Source organism: Marinomonas hwangdonensis, from assembly GCF_003721245.1.
Taxonomy (GTDB): domain Bacteria; phylum Pseudomonadota; class Gammaproteobacteria; order Pseudomonadales; family Marinomonadaceae; genus Marinomonas; species Marinomonas hwangdonensis.
On the sequence record NZ_RIZG01000011.1, the window covers coordinates 35,782 to 51,691 of the forward strand.

Genomic DNA, 15,910 nt, shown 5'->3' on the forward strand with positions numbered 1-15,910 from the left:
TTAAAAATACATTAGATTCTTAACGTAAACAGACAGGCCGCTTCATGACCCTGCCCTGTTTGTCCTTTTTTCTCTATTGGATAGTAATTCTTTCGACGCCCAACCAACTCGAACCCCAAAGACTCATAAAGCGCAATAGCACCCAGGTTCGACTCACGCACTTCCAACAATAGCTCACGAATGCCTTGCTGTGCGACGGTTTGCGACCAAACCATGATCAACTGTCTGGCCAGCCCCTGTCTACGGACAGAGGAATCAATCACAATTAATTCTAATTCGGACTGATCAAGCACCACCGACGCCGTCAGCCAACCTAACAAGTTTACAGAGGCGGCATCAAGTGACTCAATGACCCAATTCTTGCGAGTTTGCAAAGCGTCCGCTACGAGATTTTCGCTCCAAGGGTGAGGATTAGATGTGACATCAAGCTGAATAATGGCGTGTAAGTCAGACGCAATAGCCGGACGAATCAAAATAGGCAAGGTCATAATTTTCTCTGCCTCAAAAGAGATTAACGGAAAAGGCTCGATTGCATAATGTCCCACGCCTCTTTGCGCAATTCGGGAATACGATGTAGTTCAGACAAGCTGACAATGCGTGCGGCGGGATATTGCTTTAATGAACTCTCAGCCGGCAAGTCATCAACCAACTGAGTAACCTGAGCACCCGCCAGCACTAACATGGGCTCTGTAGAAAACCCTTTAATCAATCGAGTAAGGTAGCTTTCTAAAGCACCGAGCAACCAATCCGTGCGACCAATAAAATACGGATTTTTTAATGCGCCAGGCCAAGTAAAAGCACTGCCTTGCCACTCATCAATTGGCTGTTTTAGCAAGGCTTGGCCCATTTTCAACACCAAACGCTCAACGTCCTGTTCTTGCGAGAAGACGCTCGGTACATCGCTGATAATCAAGAGTTTATTCGACAACGCATAGGCACGGACATCAAGACGAGCCACTTGATTATGGATGACAGGATCCGGCTCAACCACAATATCCACGGCCAATTCTTCAATGGGCTGCAAGTCCTCAACAAGGATTTCTGGCCCAGCGTTTAACTGCTCACGAAGGTTGTGAACCAAAGGAGCTTTTTCTTCTGACAATAATGTCGCGATTGGCTCCGGCGCTGGTTCAGCGGACCTAAACCCCGTTGATGACGGGAAACTTGAAGAACTGGACAAGGAAGAATCAGACGACGTTGCCACATCGACAGGCCAAGGGTGAACTGGCATAAAAATCGTTCCAGTGACACTGTCCGTGGCAGACCCATTTTTCTCAATAGACAACCAAGACACGACACCTATTTGCCCTAAGCAATGAGTTTGAAACGCCTGTTGAAGGGGGAGTTCACGGGACATAATAACCTTAGTGTCAGGCTTAAGTTGCGGCCTTAAATAGGCACATTCATCGGTTTAAATCTTGGTGAGTAAATATACTCGTTTATGCGCCGACATGCCACTTGATGGCCTGATGCTTGCTAGAGATCTTTGTTCAACGCCTGTGTATAATCGCAGCGCATTGACTATCGCCTCATTCCAGGCTCTTTCTACATTTTAAAAAGGTAAAAAAAGCATGATCTCCTTATTATCTCGTTTAATGGTTATCGCTGCAGTTTCAATAAGCAGCCTCAGCTTCGCCAACAGCTTGCCAGACCTTAAAGGTCGCACTATTTTAGCGGTCACTGAAAATGCCTACACCCCCCTTAACTTTGTTGACCCAGCCACCGGCAAAGGCATTGGTTGGGAATACGACGCCATGAACGAAATTGGCAAACGCTTAAACGCCAAGATTGAATGGCACCTCAGTAGCTGGGACACCATGATCCAAGCCGTCAAACAAGGCCAATACGATGTTGGCATGGACGGCATTACTATTAATGAAGAACGCGCCCAACAAATTGACTTCACCATTCCTTACATGACGTCTCAGCAATTCATGTTGGTGCGTGCTGATGAAGATCGCTTTCAGGATGCCAAAACCTTTGCCGCCAACCCAGACCTGCAGTTTGGCGCACAACCCGGCACCACCAACTTCTATGTCGCAGTATACGATGTGCTTGATGGTGACGAGGGCAACCCACGCATTACTCTATTGGACACCTTTGGCGCATCCGTTCAAGCTCTGAAGTCTGGCGATGTAGACAGCGTATTAATGGATGCCACATCAGCCCGCGGCTACATAGGCGCCAACCCAGGATCGTTTAAAATCGTTGGTGGCCCACTAGGTTCAGAAGACTTCGGCTTTATCCTGACTCCGGGATCTGACCTGGTTGAACCTATTAATGCGGCCATCACCAGTATGAAAAACGACGGTACGCTGGATGCACTAAACAAAAAATGGTTTTTCGACTATAACCAGTAACCTGACGTCATTAGCACACAGTAACGGATGGTCTACTGTTTAGATCTTCCGTTTTTTTATTGAAGACGACCAAGGAATGGTCTTGCCATGAATTGATTATGCCCTTTAAAAAAACCGTAGAACGTACGCCCTGGTGGTTAGTCGCCATTATTATTCTTGCATTGGTTCTATTATGGAACATGGTCGCTGACCAAAGCTATCAACGCATCGCCCGCGCCCTAAGCCAAGGACTACTCACCACCATAGGCGTGACATTTTCGGCCTTTGTACTCGCCAGCTTGCTCGGATTGCTTATCGCACTGGCTGGATTTTCTCGTCATCGCCTACTACGAGAATTTGCACGTTTTTATGTGGAAATCTTCCGCGGTATTCCCGTGCTCGTGCTGTTATTCTATATCGCCTTTGTCGGCGCACCGGAAATGGTCAAAGCTTACAACTGGGTTTTACAGATACCCATTCAAGCTGGCTGGATAGATGAGGCCCGTACACGTGACTTTACCCTACTGTGGCGCGCTATTATCGCCCTTGCCATCAGTTACAGCGCCTTCATTGCCGAAGTCTTCCGCGCAGGCATTCAAGAAGTGGGCAAAGGCCAAATAGAAGCCGCCAAAGCACTAGGGCTATCCAACTGGCATCGATTCCGTTTGATCACCCTACCCCAAGCCATGCGCAAAATCTTACCGCCCCTTGGCAACGACTTCGTCGCCATGATCAAAGACTCTGCGCTCGTCTCGGTACTCGGCGTGCAAGACATCACCCAACTTGGCAAGGTATACAGCTCCTCCACCTTCCAATTCTTCGAAACCTACAACGTCGTCGCCTTCATGTACCTCGTACTGACACTCAGCTTATCGCTCATGATACGAGCTTTTGAAAGCCACCTAAGACGCAATGATCATCATTGATTAAAAGCCACGACTAAAATGAGTAGTTCAATTGAAACTACTCATTTATAAAATTCCTCTTTAAATAGTCAAAGTAAGCTTTTTGGTTTTCGCTTGGGGTAAAAACATTACTCAGAATTACAAATAATAGCTTACATATATCTGATAAATTAATTAAATCAAATGAGTTCCAATCAGTATCTGTATGTTCATTTATTATTTGTAAATGAACTTTATTTCTTAAAGTTCTTAATGCTTCGAGTTTTTCATAAATAATTGGTTCATATCCAAAAATCTTTTTAGCTTTTGCACTTTTTATCATTGCGTCAAAGGTCATATGCTTCAATTTTGGACTATCTAATTTTTCATATAAGATCGTATCAATCTTTACTTGGACGCCACCGACTTTTTTAGAGTTACCTTTAAACTTGGTTTTCTCTTTCCACTCAGTGGTTGAATGTGCATTATTTACAATAAGCATAAAATGTAAAACCGATTCGACAATACCAGCACCTACAAGAACAATTGTTTTTATCGTCTGAGTTTGCAGCACAGAACTTAACTTAAGATCCTGTAACACTCTGTCTTGGAACTCAATATATTGCAGATTGTATGCAAGGTTTTTCTTTAAAGCATAACAATGTTCATAACCTCGACCAGAATAAATAGCATTCCCTAACAAACCCTCAAGTTGAGCAATAGGCCTTGGATACCAATTGCCATCTTCATTTTTCCTAATTAACCCTGCCATTACTGATACCTTACTCAAACTGCCATGCAGTCAAAACAATATCCAGATACACACAAAAAAGCCAACACGAAGTTGGCTTTTTTGTGCTGCACATGGAAACAAGAATCCCCCCGCAGCCAATAACCAGAAGTCATGGGCGAATAACATTCCGACGAGGGAGGCGGTAGTTTCGAGGAAAAATGTTATTCGGTCGATGGCAACAAGGCAGTTCAAGTAACATAAACAACCTCATCCTAACCTTACCCTTGGAAGACAAAAGGGGAAGGAATTAAGCGCTATAAAACGAAGGTAACCAAAGCTTGTAGGACAACAAAAGACATAATGCCAGCGAGAATATCGTCTAGCATGATGCCGAAGCCACCGTGTACATGTTTGTCTATCCAAGAAATCGGCCAAGGTTTCAGAATATCGAATAGGCGAAACAGTACAAAGCCAAGCACGATGTAAAACCAACCCGCCGGTGCGAGCCACATGGTGATCCAGAAACCGACAAATTCGTCCCAGACAATGCCAGAATGGTCATGAACGCCTAGGTCTTTGGAGGTTTTTCCGCACAGATAAATCCCCACCAGTGACGTCACCACCAGCATAATGAGGTAATGAGTGCTGCTGAGGTCCTGCAACAACCACACAAAGATGGGCACGGCCGCAAGAGTGCCAAAGGTGCCTGGGGCTTTCGGCGCGGCGCCAGAACCAAGACCAAATGCTAAAAAATGTATCGGGTTGCGCCATACCGACGCAGGGGCAGAATTCGCCATAAAACCATTACCTATTGATTAAGTTACACACTAAAAATTCAGTATCAAACATTAAAAAATGCCACTAAAAATGCTGAAAGCCAGTAATCTCACCGTCGTAGCCTTGCAGATTAAAGCCGTCGCTAACAATTTCGCCTATTTTGGTACAAGGCAGACTGAGGGTTTGCGTGATTAAAGCAATCTCAGCCGCCTGCTCTTTCGGTGCGGTAAAACACAATTCATAATCGTCGCCACCGGTTAACGCCAACGCCACGGCAGACTCTGGCTGCCACTGCTTCAATTGCGCAGAAATAGGTAGACTAGTGGTATCAATGTTTGCCCCAACGCCAGAAGCTTTAAGTATATGCTGAAGATCCTGAGCCAAGCCATCGGAAATATCCATCATGGCATGGACAACTCGTTTGAGTGCCATACCACCAATTAATCGAGGTTGAGGACGCCAAAAGCGCTCATAAAAATAATCAAAGCGTTCACTAGACACCTGTAGCTCGCCGGTCACAATGGGCACCGCCGCCGCGGCATCACCCAGTAATCCGGTGACATAAATATCATCGCCCACTTTCGCACGGGAGCGCAAAGGCGCTTGCTCTGGTTCCACATAACCATGCACCTGCAACGTAATCGTCAGTGGTCCTTTGGTGGTATCGCCACCCACTAACGCCAAACCAATTGGCTCAGCCAGTTCCGCCATGCCTTGGGCCAAACCGGCTAACCATTGCGGATCGGACTCAGGGATGGTTAATCCCAAGGTAAAAAACGCGGGTTTTGCGCCCATCGCCGCCAAATCACTCACACAACTGGCTACCGCGCGATAACCTATGTCAACAGGGTCTGCATCAAACGGAAAATGCCGCCCTTCCACCAAAGTATCCATGGAAAACACCAAGCTCTGACCTTGTGGCACCATCACTTGAGCGCAATCGTCCCCAATGCCCAACAAAAGATCCCCACGCCCCTGCGTACTGGCCATGACAGACGCTTGGAAAATATGTTGTATCAACTCGAATTCTTTCAACCGATGATCCTTTTTCCTGCATTAAAAGGGTTATAACAATGAGGATACCGCATTGTTAACCCGATGTCAGAAGCAAAAAGGGCGGATTGCTTAGCACAATCTGCCCTTTTTGAATGTCTTGTTACCGCTTCTTATTACCGAAATGGAAAGCGTTAGTCTTCTGTACGCTTAGCACGCATCTTAGGCGTTGGGATCACTTCTAGGTAAAACGATTTCCAATGCTGGCTTTGCGCCGAGCTAATGTTGGTGTTGATGTCGCCTTCATGAATGGATCTGGCTTTGTCTGCGGTTTGACCGAACTTGCAATTAAATCCCCAAAAATCCATGCCTTCTGGCAAAGCTTTTTTGCGCTCCGCTTTGATGTATTGCTTCACTTCGTTTTTCGCCGCTTCGATAATGCGCTGGTATGAAAGTTTGGGGTGGGATAGAGCAAACGTCTTTTTCATTATGATCCTAAAAATATTGGGTAAGACAGCATAACCACCGCCTTAGTACCCGCCTATGATAGCGGGTTGTAAGCCAATCAGCCACCGATATGCTCAGCGCCGTTGCAAACAACGGCCTCTAGGCTCGTCACTTTCATGCAAAACAATATCGGAATGCAAAAACTGCGCGGCCAGCGCTGAGCCTTCTACCTTTGGCGCGCTACGAGCCAGCATTTCGCTTTCAAAATCGTTTAACACCTGTTGGCGAATCCCCACTTCCCGCCAGTTCGATGAAGGTCGGCAACCTATCATGATACTGCGAGCCAATGCCAATGCGTCCAGTAAAGCCTGATTCGCGCCCTGCCCTTTAAACGGACTCATCGGATGCGCTGCATCACCAATCAAAGTGACGCCTTGCCCATGGGCTAGCTGGCTTGGATCAAGCAAGGCGCGATCGTATACCGGATAACCCGAAACCAGAGCCTCAGATGTGGCCGCCAAAATTTGCGGAACAGGACTGTGCCATTGAGTGCGTCGGCAAGCCTCGGCTTTTAACGCTTGAGCGCCTTGACGACTCAATGCCTGAGCATCACTCTCTTGCATTGGAAAACTTAATTGCCACATCACGGCGTCGGACGAATAAGGCATGATATAAATTCTTTCTGTACCATTGGCGGTCTGAAACACGGTAGCAGAATCGAGCAAAGGACTGTCTAGATCATCCAGTTGGGCCAGCGGACAGATCCCCAAAATCACCATGCAACCCAAATAACGTAACGGCGTCGTATCTTCATCGATGAGCCACTGGCGTACCTTACTGCGAATACCATCGGCTCCGACCACAAGATCCGCATGGGCGGATACGACCTCACCGTCCACTAAGAAGCTCAAGGCTGAGCCATCTTTCGTCGAAGCGATATCCACCAGCTGATGCCCCCATTGGACTCTACCTTGTTCACCAAGCTGTTCCAATAATGACAAGCGTAATGACTGCCGCGCAACGTGTATATTGGTGCGTCGCAACGAGACATCCGCACCGGGCGGACGCCATTTTCGCATACCCCATTCTCCCACCACTTTGCCCTCTGTGGTGTGAACCAGATGGCGTGTCGAGACAATGCCGTCTTTTAGCGAAAACAAGCCCAAGCCTTCAATCGCTTTGCTGGCTTGCTGCAAGGTCAGCCCATAGCCTTGTGAGCGTGCATTAAACCCAGAGTCTCGCTCGTAAAGCGTGAAAGGAATACCACGATGCAAACAGGCTACGGCCAACGCTACCCCACCAATACCGCCACCGATAATAGCAATATGTGGGTAGTTGTCATGATCTGGCAAAGGAGGACAAGATGCTGGAACCAATCCGGATCCAGCGCAAGTGACACAGTCGTCCAGATGCCCTTTAGGCCGCACGGGAGCAGGCCCTACACCTTTTAAGCGCTCAAATTCATCCAGCGCCCGCTGATAACTCAAACGTACCTTCTTGCGTAATCGACGGCTTTTTTGCCCTCGCCCCTGACAATCCAGACACACAGTCCAACTCGTTTTCTCACCTTGCAATGTCTTACTTCCTCTTGGCGACAAGCCCGCTACCCCAGCTTGCCGTCCTGCTCAAAAAAATCACTTAAATTACCGCCCTATTCATCCCAGAAAAACACGGCCTATTGGTGAGTGTGTTATGCCCGAAACGATGCCGGTTTTACATCAAATCAACTATTCCACTTTTTCCACTTCAATTCCCAGTGCCTTGGCTCGCTCCATCCACATTTTCCGTGCTAATACACGCATATTTTCAACATGGTCCATTTCATCCATAATCTCTACTCCAAGTAAAGTTTCCACCAAATCTTCAAGCGTCACAATACCTTTTGCTCTGCCATATTCATCAACAATAAGCGCGATGTGCTGACGCTCCTTTAAGAAACTGTCCAACAACATGGGTAAAGATACCTTCTCTGGAACGACCATAATGTCACGTTTCAAAGACCTAAGAGTATCACTGTGTCGATTGGAGGCTTTACTCAACAATATGTCATCTCTTAATACAAAGCCGGTAATTTCATCAAATCCCGATTTGTAAATTGGCATACGTGAAAAAGGCTTACTTTTAATAAGTTCAAAGACTTCTGACACCGTTTTGTCTTCCGACAAGGCAAATGCAACACTTCGAGGCGTCATTACATCAACGGCTTTTACCGAACCATAGCGAAATAGGTTACCAATAATTCGTGACTCACTGTCTTGAATATGCCCTCCCTCTTTTCCAAGTTCTGCCATCGCAATAAATTCATCTCGACTAAAATGATGGATTTCTTTGCCATGCGATATTAACTTTGTCAGCCTTTCCGACACCCACACAATAGGGTATAAAATAATGATAAGCCCTTGTACAAAATGCATCATTGGAATGACGAGTTTTGACCAATAAAGTGCGCCAATCGTTTTTGGTACAATTTCCGATAAAAACAAAATGGCCATCGTCATAGCCGCTGAAAATACGCCAAACCAAGCGCTTCCAAAGACGGCTGTCGCTTTTGCCCCAGCGCCAATGGCACCCGCTGTATGCGCTATGGTATTTAGCGTTAAAATAGCGGCAAGTGATTGATCGATATTGTCTTGTTTTAGCCGTTTTAAACGAACAGCATAACTTGGCCGTTTTTCTTTTTGTCCTTCGATATAAGATGGCGTAATACTTAATAACACCGCCTCCGCTATCGAGCAGAGAAACGAAAAACCAATTGCAGAAACTATATAGACGATTAACAGAACAGCGTCTGAGTTCATTTTCTATCCTTGTACTCACGTTAAAAAAATAACACTAAACTTATCAGGTTAGTCTGTAAGTGAAATACAAAGTTCCGTTATTGTCATAAGGTGGAAACATAAATTCGTGATTTGGATTAGCGCTAATTTTTAACAATGCCTTAAATTGCCATTTTCAATCGATAGAAAAAACCACCAATAGACAAACCGAAATCGCTTGCTGTCTATTGGTGACACTTTATCATATTGCGGTGTTATTCACGCCTCTATTAGCCCAACGGGTGAAACGCTTTTCTGTCCAAGCAAACAATTCATACATAACCACCCCCATTATGCCAATGACAATAAGACCAGCAAACACCAATGCCATGTCCATTGACGAGCTGGCGGCCATCATCAAATAGCCAATGCCCATGTTAGAAGCAACGGTTTCGGATATAACCGAACCAACGAACGCCAGCGTAATGGCAACTTTGAGTGACGCAAAGAAATAGGGCAAGGCTCGCGGCAAACCAACTTTACGAAGAATATCTAGCTTGGAGGCGCCAAGCGAACGCAACACATCTTCCAGCTCTGGCTCTAGGGTTGCCAAGCCCGTTGCCACATTCACTAACACAGGAAAAAACGAAATAAGAAAGGCCGTCAATATGGCAGGCACCGTTCCGATACCAAACCACACCACTAACACAGGGACAAATGCCACTTTGGGAATACTATTAAATCCCACTAAAAGCGGATAAAATGCCTTATAGACAATAGGATAGGTCCCGACCGCCACGCCCAGAACAACACCCACCACTACGGCGATGGCAAACCCCACCAAGGTGGTAAAAAACGTCTGCCAAGCGTGCATCATAATGGGTTGCCAACGATCGACGCCCGATGCCCACACTGACGACGGTGCTGGAAACAAATACTCAGGCACGTTAAAGCCCACACAAATCATTTCCCACACCAACAACAAGAACACAATAAGCATCCAACTGGCATGCTTAATTAAAAATTTTCTGCGATTAAAAACCATCATCTTTCTTGCCTCTTAGGATTGACGAATAGAGCCAATATGCTCACGCAACACATGCACTTGGGCAGCAAAAGGCTCGGTATAGGTCACCGATAATGGTCGCGGGCGCTCAATATCAATGTCTCGTTTCACCAATATTTGGCCAGGGCTTTTGCTCATTACGTACACGGTATCGGCTAAAAACACCGCCTCACGTAGATCATGTGTCACTAAAATGACGGTAAAGGGTTGCTCTTGCCACAGCTCTTGCAACATGCACCACAGCTCTTCCCGTGTGAACGCATCCAGAGCACCAAAAGGCTCGTCCAACATCAACAGCTGTGGTTTGTGAATCAAGGCGCGACAAATAGAAGCTCGTTGTTGCATGCCTCCTGACAATTCCCATGGGTATTTATGCTCCCAGCCTTTTAATCCAACCCGCTCTAACAAAGCCATCGCCATGGCTTCAAATTCTTGACGCTTGCGTCTGAGCTGTGAACGATAAGGCTGTACAATTTCTAAGGGCAACATGACATTTTCTAACGTGGTACGCCACGGTAAAAGGTTCGACGCCTGAAACGCCATGCCAATGCATTTTTGCGGGCCACCAATCTGACGCCCATCAATATAAACATAACCTGAGGTTGGCTCGGTTAACCCTGACACCAACTTCATTAGAGTCGATTTGCCACAACCCGAAGGCCCTACGACGGCGATAAATTCGTTCTGCTTAACCGATAAAGAAATGTCTTTAATGGCCAGATCGCCCCCTTCTTCATAGGCCAAACTGACGTCTTCAAACTCTACAAACACCATAGCAACTCCCCAGCGAAAAAAAGCCGTTCGGCCATGCCGAACGGCGAAGATTAGTTTTGCATCATGCGAGTGCTTTTTTCGGGCAGCATCGCCATATTAAATAAGGACTCTGGGGTGGGCGTACGGCTCAAATTAAACGACGATACGGCTTCATCAATGGATCGTTTTAACCGCTCCATGGTCACCACGCCCAAACCTTCGGTACGCGTCTCATCGGTAATCACTTGCGCGTCTAACGCTAGTGTTAAACGACGCAGTTCTAACGATTCTTTGACCAAAGGGTCGCGCTTAGACACAAATTTCACCGCACTTTCTGGGTCGGCTATGGTTTCAATGAGCGCCTTGTTGAAGGCTCGATTAAACCCTGCCACGGCCTCTGGGTTTTCTATCAGCATCTTTTGACTGGCAATGATGGCATTCCCGTACAGGGCCACACCATAATCGGCGTAAGGCATGACCACTATGTCGTCTAACGATACACCGCGGGCTTCTAGGTTTAATAAACTGGTAAAATAAAATCCCGTGATGGCGTCTACTTGTCGACGCGCTAACAAGGTTTCACGAATGGCAGGATCAACACTTTGCCAAGTAACCGAGTCCACCGCTAAATCATTGTTCGCTGCAAAAGCAGGCCATGCTTTGCGCCCACCATCAAACACAGGCGCGGCCAAGGTTTTACCAACCAAATCAGCAGGCGTATTGATATTGAATTCTTTGAGTGTAAACACCGCGGCAGGCGTTTGGTTATAAAGCATGTATACCGCTTGCATGCCTGACTCTGGGTTAGCCGCCGCGTATTCTACTAAGGCGCTAAAATCAGCAAAACCCATGTCGTAAGCCCCCGTCGCGACGCGAGTTACCGCGCCAGCAGAGCCATTACCCGAGTCAATAGTGACCTCTAAACCTTCTTGTAAAAAATACCCCTTGTCCAAGGCCATTAAAAAAGGCGCAGACGGCCCTTCAAAACGCCAATCTAACGTGAAATTAATTTTTGTTGTTGAGGCTTGAGCGAACCCTAAACTCGGCAAACTCAGAAGCGCAGCCGCACCACAGAGTGCAACCAGTTTTTTGATAGACAGACGTTTTGCAATATTCATGGCTTATCCTTATGTCACATTAAACACCCAACAAGGGAACGCCTTATTGGGAACCGTAGATGAAAGAACGCAATACTTTTCGTGGCAAAGAGGCGGCCGTTTTAATTGACCGCTCAGTCAATCTTTACAAAGCAAAATACACGCCATTAAAAGAAAGCCATGTGCTAGTAATAGAAAATAGTAACAAGGAGGAGATATCGCATTCGAAACAGCGCCATTTAGAGCCACACACCAGGCTAGGATGCTTTAATTTAGTGCAGCCATATCACACGAACGTCAGGGACAATCTAGCTAGGATTTGAAGCAAGTCATTAAATGCTGGAACTCGCCAAACACCTCAAGACAAGCATCAGGAATACAGTAGGCATAAAAAAGCCCCCGTTTTATCGCTGATAAAACGGGGGCTACTTGCTATCTTACGACGGCGTTTTTCGGGCTAACTGCCTGTTTAGCTGTTACGACGTGCGGCGATTTCTTCGCGGCGCACGCGTTGCGCCAATTTGTCTAGAATACCGTTAACATACTTATGGCTTTCGGTAGCGCCAAAGCCTTTCGCCAGTTCCACACCTTCATTGATGGCAACGCGGTATGGGACATCTAAACGCTGTGACAATTCAAATGCACCAAGGCGCATAACCGCCAATTCAATCGGATCAAGCTCACTCAGTGGGCGATCCAATAGCTCTTCAAATAAGTTGTCCAGCTTCTTAGCACTGGCCGTAACGCCTTGCAGGAGCTCACGAAAGTAAACCTTGTCGCACGAATCCATATCCTGATCCATAACAAACTGGGTTTCTATCTCACTCACGGCCGATTTATTCATCTGCCATTGGTAGACCGCTTGCAATGCCAAACGACGAGAAGCACTGCGCATTTGCGAACGTGAAGGCTTCTTTTCCTTACGTTTTGGTGCTGGAGTTTGGTCGTTTGTTGTTTCCACTTCGCTCATTTTTTGCCTCAATTATCCAGACTACGCAGCCATATGGGCTCACGTTTTCGCCTGCTTGGAAGTACTTTTGCTGGTAAGAAAGCTGCCTATTAACTTGACGATTAGACTTGGATTACTAGGCAGTACCTACGGTCATGATGGCCAAAAGTACAGATATGTTCTTTCTCTTGGGCGGCGATTATAGCAACATTTATTCTAGGTTTCTCGGCAAAGTTTTCTAAATCACCGCAAGAAAAAACGATTTCTCGCGGTTTTATTAAAAAACACCGAAAAAGCAATGACTCAGCGCTCGACTATTCGTCATCGTCCTCTTCACTATCTTCGTCTAGGTAGCTTGGCAAGTACACCAAGCGCACATCCTGGCCTACTTGACTAACGGATGTTAGGGTTAACTCCACCGCTTCACTCATCGTCTCAAGAGGCAGTGTGAATAATGGCCGAGCACTGGAACCCAGTAATTTCGGCGCCATGTACACGACAATTTCATCCACTAATCCGGCTTGCAAAAAACCGCCAGCCAGCTCGGCCCCGGCTTCTAACAAGACTTCGTTAATCCCAAGATCGGCAAGCTGCTCCATCGCATCAAGTAAATCAAGTCGACCGTCTTCACCCCGTGGCGCAAAACGTACCGTCACGCCTTTTTTACAAAGAACGTCTTGATGTTCTGGTTCGACCTCTTCTGCCACAGAAAACACGCAAACCTGATGGGCTGGATAGAGGATTTTCGCTTCCGGTAAAATAGACAAAGCCGTGTCCATAATCACACGTAACGGCTGACGCACGCTTTTAGGGTCTGCGTCTTGGTCGTTATTATCGATACGAACCGTCATGCTCGGATTGTCCGCCAAAACAGACCCTATACCGGTGACAATGGCATCACTTTGCGCGCGCAAGCGTTGCACATCAAGACGCGCTTCAGGACCGGTAATCCATTGGCTTTCACCCGACTCCATCGCCGTGCGACCATCCAAACTCATGGCCAACTTGACGCGAACAAAAGGCAGCCCTTCGCGCATGCGTTTGATAAAACCCGGATTCAACGCCTCACATTCCGCTTCTAGAACGGGGCCGATAATCTCAATCCCCGCTTTTTTTAGTTTTGCCAAGCCCTTACCAGATACTTCAGGATTTGGGTCTTGCATGCCGTACACAACACGCGCCACGCCGGCCTTGATCAAGGCGTCAGCACACGGCGGGGTTTTACCTTGATGACTGCAAGGTTCTAAGGTGACATACGCGGTTGCGCCGTCTACGGCCTGTTTGGCATCCGCTAAGGCGTTCACTTCCGCGTGCCCCTCGCCCGCTTTGGCATGAAAACCTTGACCGATTAGCTGGTCATCTTTTACCAAAACACAGCCTACTCGTGGATTGGGATGAGTCGTATAAAGACCCTGCTGTGCCAGTTGAATCGCTTTTGCCATCCAATACTCGTGGTTATTAAGGGTCATTTTTTGTCTTCTTTGATGGATTCTGAAGGAGTTTGCTTTGTGTCTAAAACAGTGGCGCTGTGGTTTTCTAGACGATCAATCGCCTCACGGAACTCGCTGATGTCTTTAAAACTACGATATACCGAAGCGAAGCGAACATAAGCCACTTGATCGAGGCGCTGCAATTCTTCCATCACAGCTTCCCCCGTCCAGCGAGAAGGCAACTCTCGCTCGCCAGTCGCTTGCATTTTTTCTTTGATGCGCGTGATCGCCGTTTCAATGGCTTCGATGCTGACAGGGCGTTTTTCAATGGCTTTTAAAATGCCGTTGCGCAGTTTGTCTTCATCAAACACTTCTCGACTGCCGTCGCTCTTGATCAGCTTGGGCATTTGTAACTCGGCGACTTCGAAGGTGGTGAAGCGTTCATGACAGTGAATACAAGTACGCCGACGGCGCACTTGTGCGGATTCCGACACCAGCCGAGAGTCCACTACTTTAGTATCTAGGGTTCCACAAAAAGGGCATCGCATGGCGCTTCCAATATTACTAACTTGGTGTAAGAATGCCTGAGTTTAGGCCATCGTATTTTGCAACAAATCATACCAACCCCATTGCAAGATAGCTACCGAGGGACACGACGCACAGGCGTCTATTCTTCGCTTGTCTCAAGAATTGGATCATAAGGATATCTATGCCGTTTGCAGAATTATCGGGCTTGGTTGCCGCACTCTGCTGGACCATTTCCAGCCTGATGGCCCCAAGATTAATTGAGCGTTTCGGCACCATGCTTTTCAATACGGTGCGTATTGTCATTGCCAGCGTCATACTGCTGTTGATTTGTCTGATCACGGAACGATTCAGCTTGGCTTTATGGCAACATACCGAGATGATTATGTTGTCGGGGCTGTTGGGTATTTTTATCGGCGATACCATGCTGTTCTCGGCGGTACACCGCCTTGGCCCGCGACGCACTGGGGTACTGTTTGCCACCAATGCCCCCATGTCGATTTTATTAGGCTGGTTGCTTTTAGGGGAAAACCTGTCGTTTAGTCAGCTATTTGCCTGCAGTTTAGTGCTAACAGGGGTAGTGATTGCCATTTTATTCGGCCGTAGAAACAGTCTTCATGCTTGGGAACAAACCAAAGGCAAATTAAGTATCGGCATTTTGCTTGCGCTTGGTGCCGCTCTTGGGCAAGCCAGTGGCGCCTTGCTTAGCAAGCCGGCTTTGCTCGACGGCGCTGACCCCATTGCGGTTTCGGCTCTACGAGTGGGAACGGGGGCGCTGGCACTGATACTGGCTTATGGCATTTTCTATCGACACAAGCGCCCTGTCGGTGCCATCCCCTTTGATCAACTCACACGCATCGACTTTATGGGCATTGCTACCCTAGCGACTATTGGTATGGTGATTGGCATGAGCGTTCTCGTTTGGGGAGTCGGTAACGCCAACGTCGGCATCGTCACCACATTGTCGGCGGTTGTGCCCGTACTGATTCTGCCCGGTTTATGGCTGACCACAGGACAACGACCTGCGCTTGGTGCTTGGGTAGGGGCGTTTTTCGTTGTCGCTGGCGCCGCGTTGATTATTCTGAAATGACAATCCCTGTGCTATTCTTAGCATACTCATTTGTAATCGGCTCTGTGGTCGTCAGCCTTCTTTTTTGACGA

The 15,910-nt window shown here is 47.3% G+C and carries 17 protein-coding genes; 3 read left to right on the top strand and 14 right to left on the bottom strand.

Annotated features, from left to right (window positions below):
* Nucleotides 1–11: 11 nt before the first annotated feature.
* Nucleotides 12–488 carry a GNAT family N-acetyltransferase gene (locus EBI00_RS14255; protein WP_123096624.1) on the bottom strand — a complete coding sequence of 159 codons (477 nt, stop codon included), beginning with the start codon at nucleotides 486–488 and terminating at the stop codon, nucleotides 12–14.
* Between the two features lie 23 nt (nucleotides 489–511).
* Entirely contained in the window at nucleotides 512–1,357 is an 846-nt protein-coding gene (locus EBI00_RS14260) for a hypothetical protein (protein WP_123096625.1), read from the bottom strand.
* 214 nt (nucleotides 1,358–1,571) lie between these two features.
* Between EBI00_RS14260 and EBI00_RS14265 the strand changes: the two genes are divergently transcribed.
* Complete coding sequence (locus EBI00_RS14265; RefSeq protein ID WP_123096626.1) at nucleotides 1,572–2,360, top strand: transporter substrate-binding domain-containing protein; 789 nt, start codon at nucleotides 1,572–1,574, stop codon at nucleotides 2,358–2,360.
* Nucleotides 2,361–2,458: 98 nt separating this feature from the next.
* Nucleotides 2,459–3,265 carry an amino acid ABC transporter permease gene (locus EBI00_RS14270; protein ID WP_123096627.1) on the top strand — a complete coding sequence of 269 codons (807 nt, stop codon included), beginning with the start codon at nucleotides 2,459–2,461 and terminating at the stop codon, nucleotides 3,263–3,265.
* A 37-nt stretch (nucleotides 3,266–3,302) separates the two neighbouring features.
* On the opposite strand, the gene EBI00_RS14275 is transcribed toward EBI00_RS14270, so the two are convergent.
* From EBI00_RS14275 to nrdR, 12 genes are all read right to left on the bottom strand, one after another.
* Nucleotides 3,303–3,995 (bottom strand): hypothetical protein, encoded by a 693-nt coding sequence (locus EBI00_RS14275; RefSeq protein WP_123096628.1) that lies wholly within the window; start codon nucleotides 3,993–3,995, stop codon nucleotides 3,303–3,305.
* Between the two features lie 275 nt (nucleotides 3,996–4,270).
* Nucleotides 4,271–4,753 carry a phosphatidylglycerophosphatase A family protein gene (locus EBI00_RS14280; protein ID WP_123096629.1) on the bottom strand — a complete coding sequence of 161 codons (483 nt, stop codon included), beginning with the start codon at nucleotides 4,751–4,753 and terminating at the stop codon, nucleotides 4,271–4,273.
* Between the two features lie 64 nt (nucleotides 4,754–4,817).
* The gene (thiL, locus tag EBI00_RS14285) at nucleotides 4,818–5,768 is read right to left on the bottom strand and encodes a thiamine-phosphate kinase (RefSeq protein ID WP_123096630.1); all 951 of its coding nucleotides are present in this window, start codon (nucleotides 5,766–5,768) and stop codon (nucleotides 4,818–4,820) included.
* A 152-nt stretch (nucleotides 5,769–5,920) separates the two neighbouring features.
* A complete protein-coding gene (locus EBI00_RS14290; RefSeq protein WP_123096631.1) occupies nucleotides 5,921–6,214 on the bottom strand; it encodes a DUF6172 family protein in 294 nt (97 codons plus the stop codon).
* A gap of 93 nt (nucleotides 6,215–6,307) precedes the next feature.
* Nucleotides 6,308–7,771, bottom strand: a complete 1,464-nt coding sequence (locus EBI00_RS14295) for an FAD-dependent oxidoreductase (protein ID WP_241557051.1) — start codon at nucleotides 7,769–7,771, stop codon at nucleotides 6,308–6,310.
* Nucleotides 7,772–7,900: 129 nt separating this feature from the next.
* Nucleotides 7,901–8,971 carry a CNNM domain-containing protein gene (locus EBI00_RS14300; RefSeq protein WP_123096633.1) on the bottom strand — a complete coding sequence of 357 codons (1,071 nt, stop codon included), beginning with the start codon at nucleotides 8,969–8,971 and terminating at the stop codon, nucleotides 7,901–7,903.
* A 220-nt stretch (nucleotides 8,972–9,191) separates the two neighbouring features.
* Nucleotides 9,192–9,977, bottom strand: coding sequence for an ABC transporter permease (locus EBI00_RS14305; protein ID WP_123096634.1), 786 nt, complete (start codon nucleotides 9,975–9,977; stop codon nucleotides 9,192–9,194).
* Nucleotides 9,978–9,989: 12 nt separating this feature from the next.
* Nucleotides 9,990–10,769, bottom strand: coding sequence for an ABC transporter ATP-binding protein (locus EBI00_RS14310; RefSeq protein ID WP_123096635.1), 780 nt, complete (start codon nucleotides 10,767–10,769; stop codon nucleotides 9,990–9,992).
* A gap of 50 nt (nucleotides 10,770–10,819) precedes the next feature.
* Nucleotides 10,820–11,866, bottom strand: a complete 1,047-nt coding sequence (locus EBI00_RS14315) for an ABC transporter substrate-binding protein (protein ID WP_123096636.1) — start codon at nucleotides 11,864–11,866, stop codon at nucleotides 10,820–10,822.
* A gap of 448 nt (nucleotides 11,867–12,314) precedes the next feature.
* On the bottom strand, nucleotides 12,315–12,815 hold the full coding sequence (gene nusB, locus EBI00_RS14325) for a transcription antitermination factor NusB (protein WP_123096638.1): 501 nt from the start codon (nucleotides 12,813–12,815) through the stop codon (nucleotides 12,315–12,317).
* 293 nt (nucleotides 12,816–13,108) lie between these two features.
* The gene (gene ribD, locus EBI00_RS14330; protein WP_123096639.1) at nucleotides 13,109–14,263 is read right to left on the bottom strand and encodes a bifunctional diaminohydroxyphosphoribosylaminopyrimidine deaminase/5-amino-6-(5-phosphoribosylamino)uracil reductase RibD; all 1,155 of its coding nucleotides are present in this window, start codon (nucleotides 14,261–14,263) and stop codon (nucleotides 13,109–13,111) included.
* Nucleotides 14,260–14,772, bottom strand: coding sequence for a transcriptional regulator NrdR (gene nrdR / locus EBI00_RS14335; protein ID WP_123096640.1), 513 nt, complete (start codon nucleotides 14,770–14,772; stop codon nucleotides 14,260–14,262). The genes ribD and nrdR overlap by 4 nt, the downstream gene beginning before the upstream one ends.
* Nucleotides 14,773–14,933: 161 nt before the next feature.
* Between nrdR and EBI00_RS14340 the strand changes: the two genes are divergently transcribed.
* Entirely contained in the window at nucleotides 14,934–15,839 is a 906-nt protein-coding gene (locus EBI00_RS14340; RefSeq protein ID WP_123096641.1) for a DMT family transporter, read from the top strand.
* Nucleotides 15,840–15,910 lie beyond the last annotated feature (71 nt).

Coding starts and splice junctions, on each gene's coding strand:
- nrdR (WP_123096640.1), bottom strand. CDS start 14,772: ATGCGATGCCCTTTTTGTGGAACCCTAGATACTAAAGTAGTGGACTCT.
- EBI00_RS14315 (WP_123096636.1), bottom strand. CDS start 11,866: ATGAATATTGCAAAACGTCTGTCTATCAAAAAACTGGTTGCACTCTGT.
- EBI00_RS14265 (WP_123096626.1), top strand. CDS start 1,572: ATGATCTCCTTATTATCTCGTTTAATGGTTATCGCTGCAGTTTCAATA.
- EBI00_RS14260 (WP_123096625.1), bottom strand. CDS start 1,357: ATGTCCCGTGAACTCCCCCTTCAACAGGCGTTTCAAACTCATTGCTTA.
- EBI00_RS14310 (WP_123096635.1), bottom strand. CDS start 10,769: ATGGTGTTTGTAGAGTTTGAAGACGTCAGTTTGGCCTATGAAGAAGGG.
- ribD (WP_123096639.1), bottom strand. CDS start 14,263: ATGACCCTTAATAACCACGAGTATTGGATGGCAAAAGCGATTCAACTG.
- EBI00_RS14290 (WP_123096631.1), bottom strand. CDS start 6,214: ATGAAAAAGACGTTTGCTCTATCCCACCCCAAACTTTCATACCAGCGC.
- EBI00_RS14275 (WP_123096628.1), bottom strand. CDS start 3,995: ATGGCAGGGTTAATTAGGAAAAATGAAGATGGCAATTGGTATCCAAGG.
- EBI00_RS14280 (WP_123096629.1), bottom strand. CDS start 4,753: ATGGCGAATTCTGCCCCTGCGTCGGTATGGCGCAACCCGATACATTTT.
- EBI00_RS14300 (WP_123096633.1), bottom strand. CDS start 8,971: ATGAACTCAGACGCTGTTCTGTTAATCGTCTATATAGTTTCTGCAATT.
- EBI00_RS14305 (WP_123096634.1), bottom strand. CDS start 9,977: ATGATGGTTTTTAATCGCAGAAAATTTTTAATTAAGCATGCCAGTTGG.
- EBI00_RS14340 (WP_123096641.1), top strand. CDS start 14,934: ATGCCGTTTGCAGAATTATCGGGCTTGGTTGCCGCACTCTGCTGGACC.
- nusB (WP_123096638.1), bottom strand. CDS start 12,815: ATGAGCGAAGTGGAAACAACAAACGACCAAACTCCAGCACCAAAACGT.
- EBI00_RS14270 (WP_123096627.1), top strand. CDS start 2,459: ATGCCCTTTAAAAAAACCGTAGAACGTACGCCCTGGTGGTTAGTCGCC.
- EBI00_RS14255 (WP_123096624.1), bottom strand. CDS start 488: ATGACCTTGCCTATTTTGATTCGTCCGGCTATTGCGTCTGACTTACAC.